This is a genomic window from Streptomyces sp. NBC_00448 (genome assembly GCF_036014115.1).
GTDB lineage: Bacteria > Actinomycetota > Actinomycetes > Streptomycetales > Streptomycetaceae > Actinacidiphila.
The window spans coordinates 6,809,891-6,836,583 of record NZ_CP107913.1; the positions used below are offsets into that span (position 1 = coordinate 6,809,891).

At 66.8% G+C, this 26,693-nt stretch carries 16 protein-coding genes and 2 pseudogenes; 11 read left to right on the plus strand and 7 right to left on the minus strand.

The genetic code is table 11. From position 1 onward, the window contains the following. Positions 1 to 189: 189 nt before the first annotated feature. Positions 190 to 3,981, minus strand: a complete 3,792-nt coding sequence (locus OG370_RS29410; protein ID WP_328469514.1) for a LamG domain-containing protein — start codon at positions 3,979 to 3,981, stop codon at positions 190 to 192. 515 nt (positions 3,982 to 4,496) lie between these two features. On the opposite strand from OG370_RS29410, the gene OG370_RS29415 reads away from it, so the two are divergent. Both OG370_RS29415 and OG370_RS29420 read left to right on the plus strand, forming a co-directional pair. Then, positions 4,497 to 12,944, plus strand: a complete 8,448-nt coding sequence (locus OG370_RS29415) for a ricin-type beta-trefoil lectin domain protein (protein WP_328469516.1) — start codon at positions 4,497 to 4,499, stop codon at positions 12,942 to 12,944. A gap of 40 nt (positions 12,945 to 12,984) precedes the next feature. Next, positions 12,985 to 13,530 carry a hypothetical protein gene (locus OG370_RS29420; RefSeq protein WP_328469518.1) on the plus strand — a complete coding sequence of 182 codons (546 nt, stop codon included), beginning with the start codon at positions 12,985 to 12,987 and terminating at the stop codon, positions 13,528 to 13,530. Between the two features lie 927 nt (positions 13,531 to 14,457). Here OG370_RS29420 and OG370_RS29425 read toward each other — a convergent pair. Next, positions 14,458 to 14,703 (minus strand): DUF7848 domain-containing protein, encoded by a 246-nt coding sequence (locus OG370_RS29425; RefSeq protein ID WP_328469520.1) that lies wholly within the window; start codon positions 14,701 to 14,703, stop codon positions 14,458 to 14,460. Further along, positions 14,691 to 14,933: a hypothetical protein gene (locus OG370_RS29430; RefSeq protein ID WP_328469521.1), complete on the minus strand. Its 243-nt coding sequence runs from the start codon at positions 14,931 to 14,933 to the stop codon at positions 14,691 to 14,693. The genes OG370_RS29425 and OG370_RS29430 overlap by 13 nt, the downstream gene beginning before the upstream one ends. 250 nt (positions 14,934 to 15,183) lie before the next feature. Between OG370_RS29430 and OG370_RS29435 the strand changes: the two genes are divergently transcribed. The 3 genes from OG370_RS29435 to OG370_RS29445 all read left to right on the plus strand — a co-directional run bounded on the left by OG370_RS29435 (position 15,184) and on the right by OG370_RS29445 (position 17,173). Then, positions 15,184 to 15,903, plus strand: a complete 720-nt coding sequence (locus tag OG370_RS29435) for an XRE family transcriptional regulator (RefSeq protein WP_328474510.1) — start codon at positions 15,184 to 15,186, stop codon at positions 15,901 to 15,903. A gap of 2 nt (positions 15,904 to 15,905) precedes the next feature. Then, entirely contained in the window at positions 15,906 to 16,376 is a 471-nt protein-coding gene (locus tag OG370_RS29440; RefSeq protein ID WP_328469523.1) for an NUDIX hydrolase, read from the plus strand. A 605-nt stretch (positions 16,377 to 16,981) separates the two neighbouring features. Beyond that, entirely contained in the window at positions 16,982 to 17,173 is a 192-nt protein-coding gene (locus OG370_RS29445) for a hypothetical protein (RefSeq protein ID WP_328469525.1), read from the plus strand. Positions 17,174 to 17,866: 693 nt separating this feature from the next. Here the strand turns inward: OG370_RS29445 and OG370_RS29450 are convergent. Together OG370_RS29450 and OG370_RS29455 are read right to left on the minus strand one after the other, a co-directional pair. Then, positions 17,867 to 18,781: a type II toxin-antitoxin system VapC family toxin gene (locus OG370_RS29450; RefSeq protein WP_328469527.1), complete on the minus strand. Its 915-nt coding sequence runs from the start codon at positions 18,779 to 18,781 to the stop codon at positions 17,867 to 17,869. Further along, a complete protein-coding gene (locus OG370_RS29455; RefSeq protein ID WP_328469529.1) occupies positions 18,753 to 18,974 on the minus strand; it encodes a hypothetical protein in 222 nt (73 codons plus the stop codon). The genes OG370_RS29450 and OG370_RS29455 overlap by 29 nt, the downstream gene beginning before the upstream one ends. 205 nt (positions 18,975 to 19,179) lie before the next feature. On the opposite strand from OG370_RS29455, the gene OG370_RS29460 reads away from it, so the two are divergent. From OG370_RS29460 to OG370_RS29480, 5 genes and pseudogenes are all read left to right on the plus strand, one after another. After that, on the plus strand, positions 19,180 to 19,623 hold the full coding sequence (locus OG370_RS29460; RefSeq protein ID WP_328469531.1) for a hypothetical protein: 444 nt from the start codon (positions 19,180 to 19,182) through the stop codon (positions 19,621 to 19,623). Positions 19,624 to 19,795: 172 nt separating this feature from the next. Beyond that, positions 19,796 to 20,128 (plus strand): hypothetical protein, encoded by a 333-nt coding sequence (locus tag OG370_RS29465; protein ID WP_328469533.1) that lies wholly within the window; start codon positions 19,796 to 19,798, stop codon positions 20,126 to 20,128. A 179-nt stretch (positions 20,129 to 20,307) separates the two neighbouring features. Then, a pseudogene (locus OG370_RS29470) lies at positions 20,308 to 21,698 on the plus strand (IS1380 family transposase). A 132-nt stretch (positions 21,699 to 21,830) separates the two neighbouring features. After that, positions 21,831 to 22,742, plus strand: a pseudogene (locus tag OG370_RS29475) (IS66 family transposase); the annotation flags it as partial. 28 nt (positions 22,743 to 22,770) lie between these two features. Continuing rightward, complete coding sequence (locus OG370_RS29480) at positions 22,771 to 22,989, plus strand: hypothetical protein (RefSeq protein WP_328474910.1); 219 nt, start codon at positions 22,771 to 22,773, stop codon at positions 22,987 to 22,989. 641 nt (positions 22,990 to 23,630) lie between these two features. Here OG370_RS29480 and OG370_RS29485 read toward each other — a convergent pair. Both OG370_RS29485 and OG370_RS29490 read right to left on the minus strand, forming a co-directional pair. Beyond that, the gene (locus tag OG370_RS29485; RefSeq protein ID WP_328469535.1) at positions 23,631 to 24,404 is read right to left on the minus strand and encodes a nucleotidyl transferase AbiEii/AbiGii toxin family protein; all 774 of its coding nucleotides are present in this window, start codon (positions 24,402 to 24,404) and stop codon (positions 23,631 to 23,633) included. 10 nt (positions 24,405 to 24,414) lie between these two features. Further along, on the minus strand, positions 24,415 to 24,741 hold the full coding sequence (locus OG370_RS29490) for a hypothetical protein (RefSeq protein ID WP_328469537.1): 327 nt from the start codon (positions 24,739 to 24,741) through the stop codon (positions 24,415 to 24,417). Positions 24,742 to 25,106: 365 nt separating this feature from the next. On the opposite strand from OG370_RS29490, the gene OG370_RS29495 reads away from it, so the two are divergent. Next, positions 25,107 to 26,288, plus strand: a complete 1,182-nt coding sequence (locus tag OG370_RS29495) for a site-specific integrase (RefSeq protein ID WP_328469539.1) — start codon at positions 25,107 to 25,109, stop codon at positions 26,286 to 26,288. Positions 26,289 to 26,693 lie beyond the last annotated feature (405 nt).

The following is a 26,693-nucleotide window of genomic DNA, read 5'->3' on the forward strand; positions in this document are numbered from 1 at the left end:
ACCGAATGTGCACTGGGAGTGCAGCCAGGGGACCTCAGCCGGGGCCGGGCACTGCGAGGAATCTGTCCGGTTCTGACAATGGTCGAGCTGAGGCGACCGGTGGTCCGAAGGGCTTGGGTGGTGGTATCCCGAGCCCGCCCGCCCCCCATTGATGAGGGAGCGGGCTGACACGGTGACTGCGGCGTCGGCTCAGTCGAGTTGGCTGACCTTCGGGCTGTCGGACATGTTCACGGCATCTGCGAGGGGGAGTGCCGTGTTGTAGATGCGTACGTCGTTGATCTCGCCGTTGGCGTACTCGCCGTAGCCGCCGGTGAACTGGCGGCGGCCGATTTCAAGTGGCCCTGCGGCGTTCCAGTCGGTGCCGGTCCACTGGGTGGTGGCGGCCTTGCTGCCGTCGACGTAGAGCGACATCGTGTGGGCGGTGGAGTCGTAGACGGCCACCAGGCGGGTCCACTTGCCGACGGTCGGTGTCGTGGAGCTGTAGACACCGGTGAAGTCGGTGGAGACGGTGTTGTCGGAGTTGTGGCGGTTGAAGGCCCAGGCGTTGGCGCCTGAGGAGTAGTAGATCTGGAAGGCGTTGGTGTTGCCGCTGGAGTCGGACTGGGAGAGGAAGGTGGAGTTCGCGGTGGTGGAGGTGAGCTTGACCCAGGCGGAGACCGTGTAGCTCTTGGACGTGTCGAGCGAGGGCCCGCCGGTCTCGGCGTAGCCGGTGGTTCCGTCGAGGTCGAGGACCTTGCCGCGAGTGGTGTCGGTCGTCCAGGCGGCGGCGCCGCTGAGCGTCGCGTCGAGTGAGCCGTTGTGGTCGGCGGCGGTCGTGCCGGAGCCTTCGTCGAGGTTCCACCAGTGGGTGGAGGAGTCGGTCGCGGGCCCGAGGGGCAGGGCGGCGCTGAATCCGGTGCCGCAGGTGGACCCACTCATGACGCCCTGGAACTCGGCCAGTTCGCCCTTCGCGGTGACGGCGAAGAGATCGGGGCAACCGTCGGCCGTTCCGTCCGCCGTGGTGCCGTTGGCGTCACCGGGGGAGGAGACGAACGGGTAGTCGGCGGGCGGCAGCGTGAGGCCCAGGGTGATGTGGGTGGCGGCGTGCAGGAGTGGCACGCTGTTGGTCGCCGGATCGAGTGCCAGGGAGTAGCTGTAGAGGGCGCCGGTGGTGTTGTCGCGGGCCCAGAGGGTGGAGGTGCCGTTGACGGTGCCGGGGGCGAGGAGTGTCAGGCCGGACCAGTCGCCGTCGCCGAGCAGCCGCGGGTAGAGGAGCCCTCCTGGGGTGGTCTGGTAGCTCCACAGTTCATCGTTCTCCACGGTGATCAGAGTCGGGTTGCCCTGCACGTCGTCGTAGGCGTTGCCGGCGACGACCATTTGAGTGATCGTGGCGCCCTTGCTGTACCCCGCGTCGCGGCAGTGCGCGTCGTTCGGATCGTGCTCGGCGCTCTCGCAATCCGGTTTCGCGAACTCGATGTCCCGGTCCGGGCCCTTGTCGATGTAGCCGGGGTACTCCGACCACGGTGTGCTCGTGGCGTCGCTGGTCGGGTCGAGGTCGTTCTTGACGAGGTAGAGCTTGGCCGTGTCCTTGTCGTAGGCGAAGAGGTCGTCGCCTTCACCGCCTGACACGTTGCCACGGTGGGCGAGGAGGTAGTGGGTCCAGTCACCCCCGCCGGGAGCTTGGGCAGCGGTGGAGACGATGGCCGGTCCGCCGACGGGGGCCGGCTTCGTTCCCGCCACCGGCCCGGTCTGGACGGGTGCCGCGCTCGACGCGGGATCCATGCCGCCGGGAAGTACTTCCAGATCACCGGTCTTGGTGGTGACCAGGAGGTCGGGGTTGCCGTCACCGGTGACGTCTCCCGGCCGGTAGGCCGAGTTCTGGTTCCAGGGCACGACGAAGGTGTAACTGGAGGGCGCCTGAGACATGTTGCCGGCCTTGTCCACGGCGTCGACGTAGAGCGTGTGGACGCCCCAGTGGCTCAGCGGGACGTCGAGGGAACCGGTGGAGACACCAGCGGTGGTGCCGGTCACGCGACCTATCGTGCTGCTCGCGGTGGGTTCGCTGTCCAGCGCGAACACGAAGTGGTCGATGCCGCTGCTCAGGCAGGCGTTCGGGGTGCAACTGCTGTCCGAGGCGGGGCTGTCGGTCCCGGTGACGGCGAACGTGGTGGTGCCGGTGGGACTGGCGTACACGACCGGGTCGGCAGCGCCGTCACCGACTCTGGGGAAGGAGGAGTTGGGTGTGATGGTCGGGGTCGGGGGAGGGGTGAGGTCGGTACGGAACCAGCAGTGGTCGCTGATGGCGGAGCTCTTCCCGGCCTTGTCCGTCGCGTAGACGTCCCACCCGTATTCGTGGCCGTCCTTGAGGACGAAGCCGATCGGGGCAGTGACTCCGGTTCCCGAGGCGAGTTGGCTGGTGGCCGGAGTGGACTTGTCGAGGGCGGCGCCGCTGGAGTCGAGGACGGTTCGGTCCCAGACGTGGAAGTGGGCGGCGACGGTCTCTCCCGAGACGTTCGAGGTGACCGTGGCGGCCAACTTCACGTTGCTGGAACCTCCGGTGGTGGTGGAGGCACCGAACCATCCGTCTCCGCTGGTCGTGCAGGCGGCGTTGGCGCCGGCGGCGGCCGGCACGGTGTGCAGGCTTGTCGGCACCGACGGGGGTATGTCGAAGGTCACGGTGAGGACGAAGGTGGTCGACATCCGCAGGTAGTCGTCGAGGTCGGAACTCGACTCGTTGCCGTACAGGCCGACCGTCCACACGTCATGGCCTCGGTCCGCGATGGTCTGGGCTTGTGCCCCGACACTGAAGTCGGCGGTGTGGTTACTGCAATTGCTGCTGGGGTTGGCGCCACTGGCGACGTGGGTGGTGACCGCTGGGTAGTCGGAGTCGAGGACGCCCGGTCGATTGTTCCAGTCGGTGTTCTTGTCGATGGAGTCGGTGGTGTGAAGGGTGATGGGCTGGTTCCGGGAGCAGTCCCAACTGGCCGCGTACGTGGTTGAGATGGCGATGACGGCCTTGGAGACCACCATGGAGGGGGTCAGCTTGCCTGTGTTGATGGCGTAGTAGGAGCGCTCGATGCCGCTGCCGCAGGCGCCGCCGCTGCCTTGGTAGCCGACCCCTTCGCCCTTGTCCTGTGGCTGGTCGTATTGCGGAGCGTTGGAGCAGGCGGAGTTGGAGTAGACCTCGTCGTAGTGACCGGCCGTCTCCGACACCGGGTTGGTGGCGGGGTCGATGTAGAGCGGGTAGGTGGTGGCCGGGTCGGTCAGTACCGACGGGTCGGGGGTCAGGGTGAGCCCCTCTCCGCTGGTGGACATGGGCACCGGCACCACTTGGGAGTCCGGGCCGGGTCCGGCCGCCGACGAGCCGCCCGGGTCGTCCGTCGCCGCCCGCGCCGAAGGCTGGCCAGCTGAGGCGGCCGTCGCCGCGCCGCTGGTACCGGAGTCCCACATCAGCGGTTGCGGAGTGGCGTAGTCCAGATCTCCGTTCGACGCGGTGGCTTCCATCCCGCCGGATGGAGTGGCGGACAGGGTGAGTCCGTCGGTGGACGCGGCCAGCGTCAGCTGCCGGATCAGAGGATTGGCTGCGGCCTGCGCGTCATGGACCACCAGGACGTCGCTGAACCCGCCCTGGTCCGTCACCGACACCGAGAGGTCCACTCCCGGGAGCACCGAGGTGTACGTCGCGTTCGAGCCGTTCACGGTGGGCGAGGGAAGGGTGAAGGGCACGGACAGGGACATGCTCGACCCGTCCGCGTGGTGGAGCGTCACGAGAGGGCCGCTGCCGCCGCCTGACAGCGTGACGCCGTTGGGTGTCGCGGCGGGCGAGTAGGTCCCGTCCGGGTTGGACTCGAGCGCGGCGTCGACCGGAGTCCAGCCGCCGTTCTCACGGACACGAACCGGCATCACATCGGACGTCGAGGTGAAGGAGCCGTCGGGGTTGGCGGTGACGCTGTAGGTCTCGGTGGTCAGCGCGTCGACCGGCACCGCCTGGTCGTTCGCCACTGCCTGATCCTGAGCCGCTGCCAGCGGGTCGTCCGGCGGAGCCAGCGTGTCGGCGTAGGCAGGCAGGGCAGGCGCTGTGAACAGTACGGCAACAGCTGCGGTGATCAAGGCCGTGCGCCGGACTCGGGCACGGGACAGGACGCGCTTTTTTGCGCGGTAATGGAACAACGATGGCACTTCCTTTAGGTCAGGACCCCCCAGGGCCTGTGATCCATCACACGTTTGCAACAGCGATCCACCACGTTCGGTGATCGACCGACTGTCCGATTCTCCAGCTTTGGCTATCTTTCATACCTTCACGAATCGCACACATGGGTTACGCAAGAGGAGCACGAGGTGCCCACGGGGCTGACACAGGCTATTGAAATGCCTGTTCGGCCTCAATAGCCTCCACCGGGCGATCACACCTTCTGTGGTCGTGTTCACACGGCCCGTCACGGGCTTCGTACCAGGGGGGCGTTACCGCGATGGCTGGCGGGCGGGGTTTCTTCGCGGCACGACGACACCGCAGTTGGATGCGGTCGCTGATCTGTGCCGTGGTCATGGCCGTGGTGACGGCGCTGCTGGTGCCCGAGGCGTTCGCGCAGGCGCCGACCGCCTCAGCGGGCTTCAAGGGAGACCTGTGGAATCCGGTGAAACTCGCCGCCACACCGACGCCCGGCGGCCACAAGCTGACGGCAACCGAGAACGTCAAGACACCGGGCGGGAAGGCCCTGACGCCGTATCAGGCGTCGAAGCCGTCCTGGGCCGCGGCTGGTAGCGCGACCGTCACGCTGAAGTCGGCGGCGGCGACCGGTTCCGCGAAACCGGTACGAGCCGGCTCCCTCCCTGTGTGGGTCGCGCGCGCGTCCAAGACCAAGAACGACCATGCCGCTACTGCTGCCTCGTCGGTGCGGGTGCAACTCGCCTCCCACAGCAAGGCAGTGCAGTTCGGGGCCAACGGGATGCTGCTCGGTGTCACCCGCTCCGACGGCAGGTCCACAGCGGACCACGTCAAGGTCGTCATCGACTATTCCTCGCTGACCAAGGCGTACGGCGGGGGCTACGGCGCGCGGCTCCAGGTGCAGCAGGTGCCCGCTTGCGCACTGACGACGCCGCAGGTCGCCGCCTGCCAGAAGCGGACGCCGATCGCCTTCACCAACCGTGCCGGATCGGCCGAGTTGACCGCCGATGTGTCGCTCGCCGCGGCAGCCGGGAGCACGACCACAACAGATCACGCTCAGAGCAAGGTGGCCGGCTCGGACGCCACCGCGACGGCGGCCACCACCGCTCTCGCGGTCACATCCGGCAGCAGTGGCTCGCAGGGAAGCTACGCTGCCACGTCGCTGACCCCGTCGAGCACGTGGCAGGCTTCCGCCACCGGTGCGTTCACGTACTCCTACCCGATCGACGTGCCGGCCGCGGTCGGCGGCAGCGCTCCGGGTGTGGCCCTGTCGTACGACTCGCAGTCCACTGATGGTGAGACGTCGGCCCGTAACTCGCAGTCCTCGTGGATCGGTGACGGTTGGGACTACCAGCCGGGTTTCGTCGAGCGTACGTACCGCCCGTGCAGCACCCTGCTGGACAGCAGCGGAAAGAAGATCCTCAAGGCGTCCGGCGACGAGTGCTGGGGCGGAGACAACGCCACCATTTCCTTCGGGGCCCACTCGGGCGTGCTGGTGCCCGACGGGAAGGACTCCAGCGTCGCCGGGGAAGTCGCGCAGTGGCGGCTTCAGGGTGACGACGGCACCGTCGTGCAGGAGCTGTCCGGAGCGGCGAACGGCCTCCAGGACGGTCTGTACTACCGGGTCCTGAGCACGGACGGCACAGCAGCGTACTTCGGTGCCGACCACAGCCCGACGGCGGCCGGAACCGCGGGCAAGCAGCAGTCGGGGACGCCGTCGGACGACTCCACACAGTCGGCCTGGGGCGTACCGGTGCTCCATCCCCAATCTTCCGACCCGTGCTACGACTCCGCCAAGGGCAAGGCGTCCAAGTGCGCCGACCCCGAGGGCTGGCGGTGGAACCTGGACTTCGTCGTCTCGCCGTCCGGGTTCGTGCAGCGCTACGACTACTCCGCGGAGACGAACTACTACGACCTGGGCGGCGGTCAAGCGGCCATCGGCGACACCGGCACTCTGACGCCATACACCCGCGGCGGCACCCTGAAGTCGATCAGCTACGGCTACACGCTCGCCGACGAGCAGGCCGGACACACCCCTTCGGCCCAGGTGGACTTCGCCTCGGAGCAGCGCTGCCAGGCGACGTCGTCGTACACGAAGTGCGCGGCAGGGGACCTCACGGACTCCTCGGCGCCCCACTGGCCTGACGTCCCGTACGACCTGAACTGCGACTCCACCGACAAGACGAAACTGCCGGACGATGCGACCACCGTGCCACCGGACGTCTGCATCATCGGTGGGCCCACCTTCTGGAACACCACGCGTCTTGACACCATCACGACCGAGGTCCACGTCAAGGACTCCTCGACCGACAAGCTCCTGCCGGTCGACAGCTACCAGCTCGGCCAGGTGTACTCGGACGCAGGCGGCGCGGTCGACCCGGTGACGGGCGAGAGCGTGGACCCGAAAGATGCCGGGTCGCTCCAGGCTGTGATGTGGTTGCAGTCGATCCGGCACACGGGCAAGGACACGTACGGCAACGGAAACAGCGACATCTCCCTGAACGAGATCTCGTTCACCGGCACGGAGATCGACAACCGGGTCAACGACTTCGAGCCGGCCGCGCCCCCGCTGTACCGCCCCCGGATCTCCTCCATCCAGACCGAGACGGGCGAGTCCGTCGCGGTGGATTACAACGAGACACCGTGTGCCGGCAAGACGCTGTCGGATTCGATGGCGGACTCCAACACCAACTCCTGTTATCCCGTGTACTGGACCGTTCCCGGTGCGTCCAAACCGATCGAGGACTGGTTCAACAAGGTCACGGTCCACCAGGTCACGGCGTCGGACCTCACCATCGCCGCCCAGTACAAGCCCGACGCGCAGAAGATCCCCGCGGGCTCGGAAGCACAGGTCACGACCTACGGCTACGGAGACGCGGCGTGGCACCGTGACGACTCGGACCTGACGGACGACCAGTACCGCACCTGGGACCAGTTCCGCGGCTTCGACACCGTCACCGTCCAGACGGGTGCGGCACCTGAACCGGTCACCCAGCAGACCACGACGTACCTCCAGGGCATGGACGGCGACTACAAGGCCGACGGCACCCGCCGCTCGGTCAGCGTCACCGCCCAGGTCGGCGGCGACACGGTCGAGACCGTCACCGACTCCGACGCGCTCGCAGGCACCCCGTTGGAGACCGACACCTACACGGCGGCCGGCGGAAGCATCGACTCCGAGTCCGTCAACGGGCCGTTCTCCCTCACCACCACGGCCAGCCACAACAGGACCGCCTGGACCTCCTGGACCCAGGACGACAATCCCGGCGACAGCGAGCCTGCCCTTTCCGCGCTGCCCGCGCTGACCGCGCATCGGCCGACCGCTGCCGAGGCACGTGTGTACACGCTCCTCGCCGACAAGAAGTGGCGCCAGTCGCGCACCGACACCGCCTACGACAGCCAGGGCCGACCCATCAGTGTCGACTCCCAGGGCGACGTCTCCGACGCTACGCAGGAGACGTGTGCGACCACCTCCTACGCCACGGCGCCGGACAGCAACACCATGATGCTGTCCTATCCGGACCAGGCCACCTCACACGCCGGTCCCTGCTCGGACGCGGTCAGTTCCGGCAACTTGATCTCGGACTCGCAGACCTACTACAACGGCACCCTCACGTCGCTGGGCACGTTCGGCACCGTCTCGCCAACCGGTGAACCGACCGCCGTACGGACCGCCACCTCCTACACCGGCAGCACCGAGCAGTGGCAGACCACCACCAGCACCGCCTACGACGGCGCAGGCCGTATCACGGACGCGGTGGACGCGACCGGCCAGAAGACGCACACCGATTTCACCCCGGCCTGGAGCAGTAGCGGTAGCAACACCGCGCCGACCAAGTCGGAGACGTACAACAGCAAGCAGTGGAAGGTCGTCAGCGACTTCGATCCGTTGCGTGGCGTGACGACCGAGAGCGTCGACCAGAACGGGCGCACCACTGACACCGACTACGACGCCCTGGGCCGGCGTACCGCCGTCTGGCTGCCCGGTCGTGACAAAGCGACGCAGAGCGCCGACATGACGTACACGTACTCGATCGACCCCGGTGCCGTGGCCGCGCCCGGCGGCACCATCACCCATCCCGGGGACCCGACCTCGGTCACCACCAAGACACGCCGTGACGACGACTCGTACGGGACGTCCGTCACCATCTACGACGGGATGCTCCAGCCCCGCCAGACGCAGCAGGATTCGGTAGCGGACGACGGCAGCGTCATCTCGGACTCCTTCTACGACTCCCACGGTTGGCCGACGATCTCGTATGCGGCCTACTCCGAGCCGGACACGCCGCCGTCGGGCACGTTGTTCGCCGCGAACGAGGACGAGATCCCGTCCGAGACCACCACGGACTACGACGGCCAAGGCAGGGCGACCGGCAGCACCCTGTGGCACAACGCGATCAAGCAGTGGTCGACCACCACGACCTACCCGGGCATGGACGAGACGGACAGCACGGCTCCTGCCGGTGGGCCGTCCACCGCGACGTTCACCAACGGCCTGGGCCAGACCACGAGCACGATCGTCAAGAACACCGCCAAGGACGTCACCCTCACCGGTGGACAGCTCATCCCGTCCGGCACGTCGCTCACCAGCGACAGCGTGCGGCTGTCCATGCAAGCCGACGGCGACCTCGTCCTCACCTCGCTCACCACCGGCACGCAGATCTGGCACAGCGGCACCTCCGGCAACCCCGGCGCCTACGCCAAGTTCGGCACCGACGGCAACCTCGGTGTCTACACCACGACGGGCACCTCGAAGTGGAGCACCGGCCTTACAGCCACCACCGGCGCCACCTTCAAGGTCCGCAACGACTCCACCGTGGCCGTGGTCGCGAGCAACGGCACCACGGCGTTGTGGACGCAGGGCACCGCCGGAGCCGTACCGGCAGCCGACTCCACCACCCGTTACAGCTACTTCCCGGCCGGTCAGGTCTCCTCGATCAAGGACTCGGCGGGCAACACCTGGTCGTACCAGTACAACCTGCTCGGCCAGGAGACGAAGCAGACCGATCCTGACGCCGGCACCAGCACGTACGACAAGTACGACGTCATGGGCAACCTGCTCCAGAGCACCGACCCCCGCGGCCAGACGCTGTCCTACACCTACGACTGGGACAACCGCGTCACCGCCACCTACTCCGGCCCGTGGTCGGCGACACCGGACTCCTCCAAGAAGCAGGCGTCGTACATCTACGACACGCTGCCCGGGGCCGAGGGCTATCCGACGTCCTCCACCCGTTATGTCGGCGGCGCGTCCGGCAAGGCGTACACGCAGGCCGTTACCGGCTACAACACCAACTACCAGCCGCTCGGCAGCACGCTGACTGTGCCTGCCGAGGACGGATTCCCCGCGGCCGGGCAGACCAGCGCGCCGAGCAGCGGCACCGTCACCTATACGGAATCAGCCGGCTACACGCCCGGTGTCGGCCTGCTCAACACGGTCAACTACCAAGCTGACGGCGGGCTTCCGAAGGAGGAGCTCACCTACGCCTACAACCGGGCGGACCTGCTCAACTCCTTCTCCGGGGGACTGTCCATCTCCGACACCCCCGACTACCTGGACGGAACCGTCCACGACCCCTTCGGCCGGGTCCAGCAGACCAACTACGGCGTCCCGGGTAAGGAACTCGTCACCACCGCGGCCTACGACCAGACCACCGGGCGGACCATCCAGACCACCACCCATGCCCAGCCGTCGACGACTGCGCTCGACGTCGACAGCTACCGCTACAACCAGGCCGGCGAGATCACCGCCTCCGACGACCTGCAGAACAACACCACACACGACACGCAGTGCTTCAGCTACGACACCTTCCAGCGGCTGACCGCCGCCTGGAGCGACACCGCCGGCATCACCGACCCGACCGCCGCGACGGTGGGAGCAGTCGGCGGATGCAACACGTCCTCCGTCCAGACCACCGCGACCTCGCCGGTCAAGGCTCCGACGGTCGGCGGCCCCGCGCCGTACTGGCAGACGTACAGCTACGACCTGCTCGGCGACCGCACCGGCATGGTCAACCACGACACCACCGGCAACGCGCTCAACGACACCACGCAGAGCACTGCCTATGCCGGGGCGAATGGTGCCGCCTCCGCGTCGATGCCGAACCAGGCCGGCGTCACCACCACCAGCAACCCCACGGTCGGCACCGCCACCCAGACGCCGTCCTATGCCGATCCCGCAGCTCTACCGGCGGGGACGAACGCCGGTGACACGGTCTCGCGGAAGACGACCACGACCGGCCCGCTGGTCACCGGGTTCGCGCTGACCGGCGGCGTCAAGTACTGCATCGACGACGCCAACGCCAACACCGCGCCCGGCGCCGTCATCCGCACGTACACCTGCAACAACTCCGCCGCGCAGCAGTGGGCGTTCGGTACCGACGGCACCGTGAAGGTGCTGGGCATGTGCCTGGACACCACCGGCAACGCCACCAAGGCCGGCACCGTCGTCACGCTCGACACGTGCAGTAGCGACGCCACCCAGAAGTGGAAGGTCACCACCTCCGGCACGATCGTCAGCGTCGCGAACACCGCGATGTGTGTGACCGACCCGGGCGGGTCGTCCACCCTGCGCACCACTCTGACCCTCGCGACGTGTGGCAGCGCCGGCCAGACCTGGACCACGATCGGCACCGGCACGAACGCGCTGCCGCCCGGCCAGACCCAGACCCTCACTTACGACGCCGAGGGCCGCACTGCGACGGTCTCGACGCCGTCGGGTATGAGCACGAACACGAGCGCGTACCTGTATGACGCCGACGGCAGCCTGCTGGAGCAGACGTCGTCGGTCGACGGGCAGGACAAGACTCGCATCCTCTACCTCTTCGGCGGCGCTGAGCAGATCACCCTGAATGTCACTGCCAAGACCTGCACGGCCCTGCGGAACTACACCGGGCCGGACGGCACGACGATCACCCGGTCGAGTGCGGGCACGGTGACCTACCAGGTCGCCAACCTCCAGGGCACGGCCACCACCGCGATCGACGCCGACTCGTTGGCGGTGACCCGACGCTACTACGACCCGTACGGAAACCCGCGCGGAACCAAGCCCACCACCTGGGTCTCCGCCGACGAGAACCACGGCTACCTCGGCCAACCCACCGACACCACCACCGGGTTGGACCTGCTCGGCGCCCGCAACTACGACCCCACCACCGGCCGCTTCCTCACCCCCGATCCGGTCTTCGAGGCCGGCGACCCCAACCAGATGGGCGGCTACAGCTACGCCGGCGACAACCCCGCCAGCGGCAGCGACCCCACCGGCTTGGCGAACATGCCGACGGGCGGCGCCGGAGGCGGCTCCGCAATTGGCGCCGGCATGTCCAGCGGGAGTGGCGCCGGCTCGGGCGGCTCCACGGGCGCGACCACGGCGACGGATTATGGGACGGGCTCGGGAACGGCTACACAGGCAGGGTGGGGCATCCCCGGAAGCGGAACCCTCAAGTCAATTGCGAAAGGGGTCGGCGAGGTCGCGCCATGGGCGGTCGCGGGTTTGGCCGACGGTACCGCTGTCGTCACCTGCGGGGGCGACATCCTCACCTGGGGCATGGCGACGCCGCTTTGCGGTATGGCACTGGGGCCGGCCTTCACCGCCACCTGCGCAGCTATGGGCGAGGACTGCGGTATAGCCGGCGACGATGCCACGAGTCAGGACGAAGAGTCCGAGCACGGCCCCTCTGGATTGTCTGAAGATTCGCCACACGGCTCATACATGCCGGCGCCGGAGGAGGAGGTTTCCCCCGATCCGAGCAATGCCGATCCTGACAGGTGGTATGAGGCCAGCGATCCGAAAACCGGTTCGAAAGAGAAGCCCAAAGCCGAACCCGACAGCCATTCTTCTGGCTCGGACGATGCCCATAGCTCCGGCTCGAAGGATGCGCCGAGCTCTGCCTCTGAGGGCGCCCACGATGACACGACTCGGAGTGGCGGGACCAAGGGATGCAGCTTCTCCCCGGACACACCCGTCCTCCTGGCCAAGGGCAAGACGAAGCCGATCGGCAAGATCAAGAAGGGCGACGAGGTCGAGTCCGCGGACCCGGCAACCGGCAAGCACAAGGGCCCTCGTGAGGTCCAGGCGGTCTGGATCAACCACGACAAGGACCTCCTTGACGTGACGATCGAGGGCAGCGACGGCAAGGCCGCGACCCTCCACACCACTTCCAACCACCCCTTCTGGGACGACACCACTCACACTTGGGTCCCCGCGGGCCAACTCAAGCCCGGCGACGCCCTCAACACAGCCACCGACACCCACGCCACCGTCCTCTCCACCCACGCCACGCCTGGCACCGCCAACCGCTGGAACCTCACCGTCCAGCAACTCCACACGTACTATGTACTCGCGGCTGGCGTCTCGATCTTGGTGCACAACACCGAAGACGGGTCGTGCCCCCTCGGTGATGTCGGGCACATCCAAGACAGCGTCGATGACATCACGACCGCGGCTGGCGGTGGTGCGAAGTATCGGACAATGGGCGGACTCCATGCCGACCTGCCGAGCGGGGAGGGCGGAATGGACTTCTACGCAGCAGGAGCGCGTTCCGACCTCACCGGGTCTCAGTACAACGAGCTGGACTCGGCCGGTCAGGGGGAATTCGGTTTCCGTGTGCCGCAGCCGCAGAAGCTGGTGGCCAAGGCGGACCTGTGGCATGTCGAGGTAAAACTGTTCAACGAGGTCGCAGGCGTGTTGCAGATGCGACCAAGAATTCTGGTCGTCAGTAGACCGATCTGCCCGGAGTGTGAGACTTTCCTGACCCGGAGAGGCGCCACTTTGACATCCGACAGGTCCGCGGAGTGGTAATGGTCGCGCCGGGTTGGAGCAGTATGGAGAGGAGATCGAGATGCCTGATTCCCAGGAGACGACGGAAGGTTCAGCGTCGAAGTCATTGGCTTGTGCTACAGCGATTCGGGTTGGTGGTGCCCTGTACATCCTGGCCGAAGCGGCCGGGGTGGAGGACGCCTACTATGGCGTGGATGCTGGGATCCAGGCTGGGATGATCGCGCTTACACGACGACGTGAACTCGACTACGACGTCGTTCGAACCGCCATCCATGACTGTTCGTCACTGAGTGCCCAATATCCGGAGACGGCGGATGCCGCAGCCTTCTTCGGCGCTGGAATGTCGATGATCGAGATGGTTCTTGAACTGATTGGCGAGAATTGCTCCGAAGGGTCGTTGCAGCGGATCGGCGAGAAAGCCCTAGAGGCTGCAGGTAATTGGCCGATCGCCATTGACGCGGAAGGCTGGGGCTCGCTGGTTGAATTCGAAGCAGACTGCCAAAATGCGGCAGTCGATGTGCTCAACTATGGTGGCACGCGCGCCCTACGGGAGGAGGCAGGAAAGCATGCACTCGTTTATCGCCGTGCAGCGCAGGCGCTTCGCTGAGTTGCGAAACCTCCACTCCGACGAGTGTCATGGCCCGACTGGCGGCACGCGAGTGTGATGGGATCGGGCACTAGATATTTCATAATTCCCTCTTCCCTCCGGAAGAAAAGCTGTCTTGAAGAATTGGAATAATAGGTGAAGAAGTGTCGGTCATCACTGCGGACCTTGAACCTCGCGGGTCCTGCGGGAGCTCCTGACGGCAGTAGCTGACGGCAACAAGGTTGGGCCGCGGAGTCCCCTCGTCAGCGAGTCCAACCTCCGGATCCGGCTATCGCCGGACTCGGGGTTGGGCCCTCCAGGCCGGAGAGTCCGGCTCGAGTGCGGACCCCAGCAATGCTCAGTGAGGTCAGGCAAGAGGCCCTCCAGAGGGGTCCGGCGGGCAGGGCTGCGTGTCGAGCTGTTCAGAGTTTCTTTACTGGTTCAAGGGCGCCCCGCTGACGCGGGCCGCCGTGCGCCGGCGGTCGGTGACCGCCGCCCGCTCCTGTCTGCCGCCCCGCTGGCGACGGCCGCCGACCACTCGGCGCGCAGAGCCCGGGAGCGCAGGCCGGATCCCAGCCGGAAGCCCCTCGTCCGATCGCTCAGCCGGTCGGGCGCGCACCTGAGAAGTGCCCGGCGGGCTCGCGTCGTCCCGGACGCCCATGCTTCTTGCCTGGCTGGGGGCCGTGACGATGGAGATAACTGGGCTGATGCCGGTGCGGGGTTGAGCGAGACACACATGGCGGGTGGCCGGTCGTCGCGCCCGCCGTCGTGGCTGACTTTCTGTGGCAGAGGCCAAAACCCTAACCCTCACAGTCATGGGCGCGGCACTCACATGGGGCCCGTCCCTGCCGGGGCTGACGAGGACGGGGGAGCCTCGATCGGCTGAGCCCGGCAGGGACGGGAGTCGGGTGGATCAGCGCGGTGCGGCGCCTGGGCGACCGAGGCGGGTCACGTCTGGCGCCAGGTCCGCCAGGGGCGGGTGATGATCTCCCGGTAGGTGTGGTGGGACGGGTTCCGGCTGAAGTGCCGCAGCACCCAGTCCTGCGGTTCGGCGAAGTCCTCGCTCGTCGGGGACGTCTCGCCGTCCACGGCGCACTGCATCGCGTACAGGACCGGCTCCGCGTCCGGCTCGCGGTCGGGCTGGAGAGTCCAGGTCACGTAGCGCAGGACCGAGCGAGGGGTCACCGCCCCCACCCCCGGTTAGCCACGGCAACCTTCGCGCCCAACTCCTCGGCCCGGGTCGGCGGACGCACGTCCCCGGGCGGCACGTCCCACTCCAGGCCACCTCCCGGCGGCCGAAGCTGCACGTACGGCCCCGCACGCCCCATCACCACGCCCACCTTGCCGCTCCGCCGGTCGACCACCAGGGCACCGGCATCGGCCGAGACGGCGTGCCCGTCGGCATCAGGGGCGGGGACCGTCATCGGGACCACCCCGGCGTGGCGGCCCGCGACCGGGCGTCCAGACGCAGGGCGGGAACACATGAGGTGGCGATCATTCGCACAGTGACGCTCCTCGGCGGCGTTGAGGCGTGCCCCGGGCCTGTTGGAGCCGCAGGGTCGGCACCGATCCTCACGCCGGTCACCAGGACGAAGGAACCTCCACCAAACCCCACTTCGGGACGTCCCGCGCCGAAAGGGGAGACTCGTGCCGAACGAGAGACTACGAGCCGTCATGGCGGCGGGAGGCTGGACATACGCCGCACTCGCCCAGCAGGTCGAGGTTGACCCCAAGTCGGTCGAGCGCTGGGTGAACCTCGGGCGTATCCCACGTCGTGCCACCGCCCTCCAGGCGGCCAAGGCCCTTGGAGAAGACGTGCACGCACTCTGGCCGGCGCTCCGCCAGGCCCGCCCCGCCCGCGCCATCAGCCCCGAACTGGTCGCGCTCTACGGGCAGCGGGCCGACATTCCCGTCTCGACGTTCACCGACCTGATGGCCCAGGCCCGGGAACGGATCGACATCCTCGTCTACGCGGCCGTCTTCCTCCACGAGGCGTACCCGCGGCTGAACGAACTCCTCAGCGAACGTGCCGCCGAAGGCTGCACCGTCCGCATCGCGGTCGGGGACCCCGACAGCGACAACGTCCAAGCCCGCGGCCAGGAGGAGCGGTTCGGGCACGGCATCGAATCCCGCTGCCGCCTCGCGCTCATGCACTACAAGCCGCTCGCCGACACCCCCGGCATCGAAGTCCGCACCCACGGCGCCACGCTCTACAACTCCCTCTACCGGGCCGACGACCAGCAACTCGTCAACGCACACGTCTGGGGCGTCAACGCCTACGCCCCTCCCGTGTGGCACCTTCGCCGGCACCAGGAGAGCGGCATGTTCGACACCTACGCCGACAGCTTCGACGCCGTGTGGGCGACGGCGACGCCCGTACGAGAGGAAGGCTGACCGTGGCCCGCACCGAGTACTACGACGACCCCAACGCGCCCAAGCCGAACAGCATGGTCGTCGCCGCTTCCGCCGTCGTCACCGACAACCACGGGCGCATCCTCCTCCAGCGCCGCCGCGACAACGACCTGTGGGCCCTGCCCGGAGGCGGAATGGACCTCACCGACTCCCTGCCAGGCACAGCCGTCCGCGAGGTCAAAGAGGAGACCGGCCTCGACGTCGAGATCACCGGCCTGGTCGGCACCTACACCGACCCGAAACACATCATCGCCTACACCGACGGCGAGGTCCGCCGCCAGTTCAACGTCTGCTTCACCGCCCGCATCACCGGCGGCCAACTGGCAATCTCCGACGAGTCCACCGAACTCGGGTTCGTACCGTCGGAAGAGATCAAGCAGCTGCCGATGCACCACACCCAACGACTCAGGCTCCAGCACTTCCTGGAACAGCGCGAGAAGCCGTACCTGGGCTGAACCGCCTGACGGCAGTAACTGACGGCAACAACCCCGCACGACCACGGACATCTGCGCACTTCACCGGACCATAAAACCGCGCTTGACCTGCGAAAGAGCAGGTCGAGGGTGCCACATAGCACACGTACTATGTACTGGCGGGGACAACTCCGGTACTCGTGCATAACACTTGTGGAGATGGCGCTACACTTGGTCCAGCTACGAATATCAGGGATTTGGGCCCTGTCCCTGGGTATTCTGATCGAGGGGCGCCGCCGTTGTGGCGAGATGGCAGCAATACGGCTGGCGGGAGAGTATTTACCACAAACGCAGTCATCGCGCAGGAAAGCTTCGTCGGCATCGTGAACGGCGCTCTTAAGCGTGGGGATGACATCCATATCCTCACTGGGGTACATGGTAATGCGGCTGGTGCCATGACTTCGGAATACCGCTTTTACACTGACGATGTTGCCCGATTTGGGGATCTTCCTGGTGTGAGGATTCACGACATCTCGTCCATGTCGCCGGACGCGATTAGCGGAGTTCTGCAAAGCCCGGGGACGATTATCGGAGCGTTCTGCCATAGCGCGATTTGCCTCAATCCCTACAGATAAGCCACGGGAGACATGATGAACGCCGAGCTAGGAGAGCCGAAGCGCGAGTACATCGGCTTTATTCGGATTGCTGGCCAACCGGAAATTCAATTGCGGCTGATGGCTTCGTCGTCGAGCGAAGCCCGAGCAATCGTCATCGAGCAGTATGGCGAGGGGCACGTGATCTCGATCTGGAACGAAGAAGACGCCAGACGTCCCAGGTAGACTCACCTCGACTTCTCCGAGGTTCTCTCGACGGCGCGACTGAACGGCTCCGGGTTACGCCAAGGCCCAGTGCGGTTTAGCCGTACGGCTCAGCCACGGCAGCTGTAGTTCCGTCGTCTGTGCTGGTAGGTAGCCTGCGGGGGCGGGTGTAGACATGGGTACGGCCACCGTGATCATGAACGTTTATGACGTCGTATCAGAACCAGGTGGCCGTGGAGGCCACGATAGCCCAGACCGCGTGGGACAGGCTGTTCGGGGCGGCGATGGACGCGATCGCGGACTGCGATCAAGCGGCTCCATCGAACGAGGATGTGATGGCATGGCCATGACTCGAATCCGTGTTGCCTTGCTGCCGTCGGCGGTGTGCATCGCGGGCACCGAGCCGGTGCTGAAGATCAAGGACCAGTAGACCGGGGAGGTCGCCACCGACCGGGAGACCGGGGCGTCGCTGTACACGGTGACCGTGATGCTGATGGAGGACGGCCGGGCCGAGGTCCTGAAGATCACGGTCCCGGAGACGGGCCTGCCTACCGGGCTGAAGCCGGGTGCAATGGTGCGGCCGGTGGAGTTGTTCGCGACCCCGTGGGCGCGGATCTTCTCCGCCGCACCCTCCAGCGCACCCGCAGCAGCGGCCTCGCCAGTCTTCCCACCAAGACCATCAGCTCCGAGCGGTTCGAGCTGTTCAGAGTTTCTTTACTGGTTCAAGGGCGCCCCGCTGACGCGGGCCGCCGCGGCGCCGGCGGCCGGTGACCGCCGCCCGCTCCTGTCTGCCGCCCCGCTGGCGACGCCCACCGGCCACTCGGCGCGCACGCCCGGCACACCCACGGACCCGACCGGCAGGGCAGGGCCCTCGGCTGGGCCGGACCGTCGTCGCGTACGCCTGGGCCCGTCGGCTGGCTCGGGCCGTGACGGCATGGACAGCGTGACTGGTGCCGGTGGGGGCTGAGCGAGACACACGTGACGGGTGGCCGTTCGGCGCACCCGCCATCGTGGCTGACGGTCGGCGGCTGAGGCCCGATCATCTCGACGCGGGTGAAGTGTCACAATTGTGGCCCTTGGGCGGCCCCGGAGCATCCTGGCCCGGCGAAGCTGCCTGACCGACGAGAGACCCCTCCCGCTCAAGCCCCGATCCTGCCGGAGGCGCAGCCCACGCTGTTTCGGCCATTGCGGCTGGCCTACGGCAGCAGGGTGAAGGAGAGGGGCGCCTTGGGGCGGACGACGCTGGTGGCGGCGGTCGAGGGTGGCGATGGCGTCGGCTCCGAGTCGTTCGGCGACCGCGAAGACGGAGGCGTCGACCGCGCCGAGAGGGAAGTCGGCGTACTTCTCGACCAGCTCGACCATGCGGTCGATGTCCTGGGCGGCCAGGGGGATCAGGCTGATCTGCCCCAGACTGACAGAGCGCAGGAAGGCGGCTTCGCGCGGGTGCCGTGCTCGCGTTCCAGGAGGTAGCAGACCTCGGTGAGCACGGGATAGGGGACCAGCAGCGGGCGTGGGGTGCGGCGCATCAGCTCCACGCAGCGAGCGTGGTCCTGGTCGTCGGCATCGGCGGCGGCGACAAGCGCCCCGGTGTCCCAGATGATCACTCGGACTCGCGCCCCAGCTCGGCACGCAGGATCTCGCCGGAGCGGGCGCCCAGGTCGCCCTTACCGCTGGACAGCGCGCCGACGAAGTCGGGCAGGGGCCACTCGTCCCCGCCGTCCTCGGCCGGAGTGCTCTCCCGCACGAGGGCCAGTATCGGCGCGACCTGCGACTCCGGTAGCCGGTCGATCAGCTCGTGCAGTTCTTCACGCAAGGTACTCATGACGCCAGGATAGGGACAACCCGCACGGCACGGGAGCCGAATGAGGGCGGACCGCCAGACACCTCATGTGGTCTAGACCGCTGACGGCAGTAGTGACGGCAACAACCACGGACATCAACGCACAACCACGGACGTCAGCGGACCGCCAAACCGCCTCCGACCTGCGATTAAGCACGTAGAGCAGGGCCGTCAGCACACATACTATGTGCTGGCCGGGACCACGCCGATCTTGGTGCACAACACAGGTGGCGGCGAGAAGTCGTGCGAACTTCCGCAAAGCAAGGCAGGAACGGCGACTGTTCACTTGGATGCCGGCACCAGGCCGAAGCACGCATCGATCTCAGTGACCTATGGGGACCGCACCTTGCACACCGAGCAGTGGGGGTACATAGGCGACCTTGCTCACGCTCGGGAATATGTCGGTCCTCCCTCGCGGATCGTCCTCAAAGTCACCTTTGATCTGCCGGATGCCCAAGCTGCGATGCTGTATCAAATGAGAACCGAAGGTGAAAGTTTCGGCCCTTACGACTATGATACGCGAAGCTGCGCCACATATTGTGCCGATGTATTGCGCAAGGGGGGCGTTGACATACCCGAGGGGCTGGAGACTGATGATTTGAACACTCTATTCATTAAGCTCCATGGATAGATTCCACCGGTTCGAAGGTGTGTAATTTTCGCTTCCGGTAGTTGGGGTATTACGATCGGGGGTATTTTGTACTACTGTTGGACCGTCGAGTGTGGGCGAGTGGCGAGGAGATGGCCGCGTGGAGAGTAGGTGGCCGTTGCCCCCCGAATTGCGGATGCCAACGAAATCGGCCGTGACAAACCTCGTCATTTTGCTACTCTCAAGCGAAATGCTTGGAAATGATGCGATCGTACTCCTCGGTGAAATTCTGACGGAAGATGCAAAGTTCAATAAATGGTGTGCGACTTCCGGTAAATTGGCCCTTGAAATTGAGGAGATTTCTCGCCGAAGCGCTGTGCGCAGAGATCTGGTTCGCATCGTATTCGAGGCGTGGGTTTCATTTTCCGAAGAATTTGAGGCAGGGGGGCGAAAGGTGTGGGTTGCGACGGACGGGCGCCAGGTCCTTAAGGATTCATTGGGGAGCGCCAAGGTCGGATTGTCTGAGCTTCGGAACATTGATTCGTGAGTCTGCGGGCGAGGCGTGTGCCGTCGGGGTGTCCGCTCAGGTTGAAGTGACCCCTCAGCCCGGATCCACGGGTTGATGTCCGGCCGTGATGCTGCTGGGGACGAGGAAGTGCCTTGTGACCTGCGATGATGGGAGTTCTCTAGGCTTCCAGCACGCACGATCGGCAAGGCACTTCTGAGATGCAATCTTCCCATGCCGCGGCGAAGGTCTCCGCACGGTTCGATGATCCGAATCTGGTCGCGTACGGCGGGCTCGCGCCGCTGGTGCGCTTGGCCGAGCGGTGCGGGCTGCCGGGCCTGATCGGCGAGCTGGTGCGGCTGCCGGCCTCGAAGGACGGCACCGGCGCTTTCCCGGCCGCCAAGGCGATGACGCTGATCGCGGGCATGGCCGCGGGCGCGGACAGCATCGACGATATGGACCGGCTGTAGCACGGCGCGATGCGGCGCCTGTTCACCGGGGTGCGCGCCCCCTCCACTCTCGGCAGTTTCCTGCGGTCTTTCACCCACGGACACGTGAAACAACTGCACGCCGTGGCCCGACGGTTCCTGCCCCGGCTGGCCTCGCACACTCCGCTGCTGCCCGGTGCGGGAACGGTCGCCTACCTGGACCTGGACGACACGATCAAGCCGGTCTACGGCTATGCCAAGCAGGGGCGGGCTACGGATACAACAAGGTCAAGGGCCTGAACGCGTTGATCGTGACACTGTCCACGCTGCTGGCCGCCCCGGTGATCGCCGCAACCAGACTGCGCAAGGGCAGCGTGAACTCGGTGCGCGGAGCCGGATCGTTCGCCGCCGAGGCGATCCGCACGGCCCGCGCATCTGGCGCGAGGGGCATGTTGATCGTGCGGGCGGACTCGGCCTACTACGCCGCCGAGGTGATCTCCGCCTGCCGGGCCGCCGGCGCCCGCTTCTCGGTCACGGTGCGGATGAACGCCTCCATCAAGCAGGCCATCGCCGCCATCGACGAGACGGCTAGGAGGGCGATCAAGTACCCCCAGGCGATCTGGGACAGCGAGGAGGAACGCTGGATATCGGACGCCGAAATCGCCGAGATCCCCTACACCGCTTTCACCTCGAAACCGAAGAAGCAGCAGGTCACCGCCCGCCTCATCGTGCGCCGCGTGAAGCGCCTCAACCCGGCGTCGGTGCCCGGGGGCCAGGTCGAGCTGTTCACCACCTGGCGCTACCATGCCGCATTCACCGACAGCACGCTGCCGCTCACCGACGCCGAGCGTGACCACCGCCGGCACGCGATCGTGGGACAGGTGATCTGTGAGCTGAAGAACGGACTGTTCGCGCACGCCCCCTCGGGCAGCTTCCAGGCGAATGCCGCCTGGCTCGCGCTGGCCGCCCTTGCCTTCAATCTGACCCGCGCCTGCGGGACGCTTACCGGCACCGTCCACGCCCGCGCGACGTGCGCGACCATCCGCGATCACCTCATCAACGTGCCCGCCCGGCTGGCCCGTTCAGCCCGGCGGCTCACCCTGCACCTACCCGAACTCTGGCCCTGGCACGACGCCTTCGAAGCTCTCTTCCACGCCGTACACACCCCGCACCAACCGGCCTGACCTGCCCGTATCCGACCCGCCCCGTCAGGGCCCGAGCGCTGTGGACATGTGGAAAAGCTGGGCAGACCAGCGGCCACCCCACGCCCGCCGCCAGATACATCGCCCCGATCACCGAAAACGATCACTCACAAAGTGAACCGGTGGATCCGGGATGAACGGTTGACCGCGCGGGTGTCGGAGCTGGAGCGGCGTCTTGGCCGCAACTCGGGCAACTCCTCGATGCCGTCGTCGTCGGACACCTTCGGGCGGCCGGAGAAGAAGGCGGCACCCAAGAGCGGACGCAAGCGGGGCCGTCAGCCCGGGGCGGGCGGGGCCGGACTGGCCATGACCGAGAACCCCGACGTCACCGAGGACCATGTCCCGGCGGCCTGTACCGGCTGCGGGAGCGCGCTGAGCGGGAGCGACAACATCGGCTTCGAGCGCCGCCAGGTCCGTGACATCCCCCTAACCACAGTGATGGTCACCGAGCACCGGGCCCATCGCTGCCGGTGCGCGTGCGGCACGGTCACCGCCGAGCCCATGCCCGGACAGATCGCCGGGTCGCCCTCTTCCTACGGCCCGAACGTGCGCGCGCTGGCCGTCTACCTGCTGGTCTTCCAGCACATCCCGGTCGAGCGGACCGCGCAGTTGATCGCGGACGTGACCGGCACGGAGGTCTCCACCGGCTGGGTGACCTCCCTGCTGAACGAGGCCGCCGACCTGGTCGAAGACTCCCTGAACCTGATCCGGGCCCTGCTGGTGATGGGGCATATCCTGCACGCGGACGAGACCACCACCCGGATCGGGGCCGTACGGCGCTGACTGCACGTGGCCTGCACCGACTTCCTCACCCAGTTCCACCTCGCGCCTCGTTCCCGAGACGGCGCCGACCAGGGCAAGGTGCTGCCGCACTACCGCGGCGTCCTGGTCCACGACTCGCTCTCCCTGTATTCCGGATACACCCACTGCGGACCCCAGTTGTGCGGCGCGCACCTGATCCGCGAACTGACCGCGGCCGAGGAGGACTTCCCCGCCCAGAGATGGCACCAGCAGATCCGGTGGGCCCTGGCCGGCCTGAACACAGGCGATCAGGGTGTGCTCCGACGAGATCAGCGAGATCGCCTCCGAGGCCCTGCTGCTGCACCTCGAAGCCTTCTATCAGGGCATCGCCGTCGGGCTCTCGCTCCATCCCCGAGCGCCGGGCCGGAAACAGACTCCGGCCCACAACCTGTTTCAACGCCTGCGCGATCACGCCCACGACGTGCTCCGCTTCGCCGACGACCCCGCTCACGTGCCCTTCACCAACAACTGAGGGGAGAGGGCACTTCGGCCGGTCAAGACCCAGATGAATATCTCCGGCTGCCACCAGTCCGAACTCGGTGTGAACCGTTCTGGATCTGGTGGAGCTCTGATATGCCCTGGGACTGGCTATGCGGCTGATAAGTCGACGCGGAAGCGCGGGGTTGAGGGAAATCTTGCTGGAGCTCGCGAGGGGACGTACAGCTGCGATGTCGGAGCGGGAACGCCGGGCCACCGCAGTGGAGATCATGGAGCGACTTCCCCACGGCGGGCGCGTAGACGAAGTCGACGAAAGCGGCCGTCAGCGCACCTACAAGGTCGAGCCGTCGCGTAAGCGGCCCCAGAGGAGCGGCGGCCGCCGATGACAGCACCCGGTCCCACCCCGTCGCCAGGGAGCCAGTCCGCTGTAAGCGCGGCGCAGTACGGTCTGAGCGTGCGGGTGCGACTGCCTCCGTTCCCGGTCAGGTGGGCTCTGCCCCGCTGCGTGGACACGTGCCCGCCAGTTCCGGGGAGAGCGCCCGCATCCCATATGACGAGGGGTGCCCGCTCATCTTCCGCGGAGACAAGCGTCAGGTTCCTCGACGTTGTGCGTTTTGGCGCGAGTTCTGCTGGCCGGGCACCGGTCCACGAGGTCCGGCGGGGTGTCAGCGGTTGCTATGGCTTCCTTCCGGGACCGTCGCCTCGCGGAGGTGCCGATGGCTTGGAAGTCGGACTGCCTGTCGGCCTCTGGCTGGTGGTGCCCAGTTGGTTGTCCTGGGACGGCCGCAGCTCGTCAGTTGGGCGGCGGGCGTCGAGTTCCAGTTCGTCGGCCCATGACTCCATTGCGGAACGCAGGCGGGTGACGGCTTCGGCGTCGAGGCCGTACTTCATGTAGTCCTCGTCGTCCCAGCGTCTTGAGGCGCGCAGCGCCTGGGCGAACATGGGGCGGTCGAAGCCCGGATCGCGCTCTTCGGCCAGGCGAAGGAGGTCCTCGGCCGAGTAGCGTCCACTGGTGAGGGCAGCGTGTACGTCGACGTAGTCGCGGGCTTCCGCGCGGGAGTAGAGGGCGGAGACCTTGTTGGCGACGGCGTCGTCGGGGTGCAGGACCGGGCCGACTTCCATCATGACGGGCGGTTCAGCACGCCAGTCGTAGCCCATCTCCACCTTCGTCTGCCGGCCGTCTTCATCGGTGACCAGCAGGCGCGCGAAGGAATCTCCAGATCGCATCACCTCAACCGTCAGCCCGTCGGACGTGTAGGCGTCCTGTACTGCGTTCACCGCAGCGTAGAATCTTTGCGGATCACCTTGATTGGTGAAGAGGTCGACGTCGTCGGAGACGCGGTTGAGGATGCCGTGGGCTTGGACGGCGTATCCGCCGGCGAGTACGAAGCCGTCCCCGGCTGCGGCCGCCAGGGCGAGCCGGGTCAGACGGGCGTGGAGGTGGTCCATGCGGATCACACTATGCGGCGGCAGCGGACCTCAGCTGGGGGAATCTCTCCTGCCACAGCGATTTCGCGCGTGCGGGCAGCCAGAGCGAGGGCCACAGGCGCAGCAGCAGCCCTTCGTCAAGAAACCGCCGCAGTTCGGAGACGTCCATGGCTTCGCGGATGACTGTCTCGTAGAGGCGACGCCGGTCCTTGTCGATGCCGAGGTTGTAGCGGCTCTGCTGGGACCAGTCCAGGCTCAGGGGCAGGCTGACGATCCCGCTCGTCGGCCCGGCCAACTCGCTGAGCGACTCGGGAACCGTGTACGGGCGGATGTCCGCGTAGCGCACCCCTGGCTGCATACACGCAGTATGCCTCGCGCGGCTGGGGAGGGGCGAGCCTGCGGGAGGCGGTCTTGTACGGCGTTGCGTTGAAACGGTCAGCTATTGGATTTTCGCCAGCAGATCGTTTGGTCTGCGGCTCCCGCTGAGTGGCACCCCTCCTCGGCGTCGATCGTTGAACAGGTAGAGAGGTGGCGAGCGTCATGCGGAATCAGGCAGGGCGCGCCAGAAAGGCGAGTGCGGGGAAGCGCCCAGGCATGCCGGGCGCCGTGGGGCGGGGGAGAGGCACGTCGGCGAGTGTCAGGCGCGTTGCCGATGAGCTGGCGGCTGAGTTGGTGAGCGCTGTGAGGCGCGAATCCGGCGCCGGCGGGGGCCCTGGGGTTGCCGTGGCCGAGCGTCGGAGTTCGCCTTTTGCTGGTCGGAGTTGGTATGACTTCGCGCTGGAGTACATGGAGGTGCGCTGGCGGCAGACCGCGGCGAAGACACGTTGTGAAGACAACGACGGACTGTGCGCCCTCACTTTGGCCATGATCAGAGGACGGACGCTGCGACCCGACGAGGAGCTGTTGCGCCGGGCGCTGCGGCTTCGGGCGTTCGTGGTGCCGCGTCCGGCGGACCGGAAGGTGCCGGGCGACGAGCGGATGGCGTTGCGCTGGGTGGCTCGGGCGACGCGGCCTGTGGACGATCTTCTGGATCCGGAAGTGATGAAGGGGGTCATCCGGTCGCTGAGCGTTCGAGCGGATGGGTCTGCGGTGCCGGGAAGCACACAACGGCACTGTAAGAAGGCGCTGGTGAATGCGGTCGGTTATGCGTTCGGCGGGGGCGGCGCTGGTGAGGACCTGATTCCCGAGATCCGCTGGCAGGTGCCGAGGGACGACGAGGAGGTTGATCCGCGAGTTCTGGTGAATCCGGGCCAGGCGCGCTCGCTGCTGGACGCCCTGTCGTACGTAGGGCTGTACGGACGGGCTCGGGGACGGCGGCTGGTGGGGTTCTTCGCGGGGATGTACTACGCCGGTCTGCGGCCCGAAGAAGCCGTGGCCGTGAAGTACCAGGACTGCGTTCTGCCGGCACACGGCTGGGGCCGGTTCGTGCTGCACGAGACTCGTCCGCAAGCCGGCAAGAAGTACACGGACAGCGGCTGTAACCACGATGAGCGCGGTCTGAAGAGCCGGAGGAGTGGAGCGGTTCGTGTGGTGCCACTGCCGCCACAATTGGTGACGATCTGGAGACAGAGCGTCGACACGTTCGGCACGGCGGCCGACGGAAGAATGTTCTTCACCGAGCGGGGACGAGTGCTGGGTTCCAGCGGCTATTGCACGACCTTGCGAGACGCACGTGTCCTGGCGCTCCCACCAGGTCTGGTGGAATCGCCTCTTGTTGCCCGCGCGTACGACCTGCGGCACTCGGCGCTGTCGACGTGGCTGAACGCGGGAGTGGATCCCACCGAGGTCGCCGAGCGGGCCGGCAACACCGTCGAGACGCTGCTGCGCACCTATGCGAAGTGTCTCTACGGGCGCCAGACGGTCGCGAATGATCGCATCGACAAGTTCCTGGGCGAGTACGAGTAGCGCGACCCTTCGCCGCGGCTGACGCCGTCGCACTCCGTGACGATGCGGGCTCCGTTTCCGCAGCAAGGCGGCCGGGATTTCAAGGCGCTCCAGCAGGGCCTAGCGACGGCACGCCTCGCTCGCATGCGCCCTGGGCATCCTGCCTGTCCTGCCTGGCGGTCTTCCTTCCGCGTCACGAATACGCCACAGGCTGCGGAAAGTGCCCCTCGCTTGGGTGGTCGACGAACCACTCGCGTCTGAAAGTGCCTGGTCAGCGGCCTGGTCGAGTGTGCGTGGCGAAAAGTGCAACGGCCTCGCCGGCCGTGTGTCTTCGCAAAAATAAAAGCCCGTCAGATCCGCGTTTCCGCAGGTCAACGGGCCTTTTAGGTGTGCCCCCGGCAGGATTCGAACCTGCGCACACGGCTC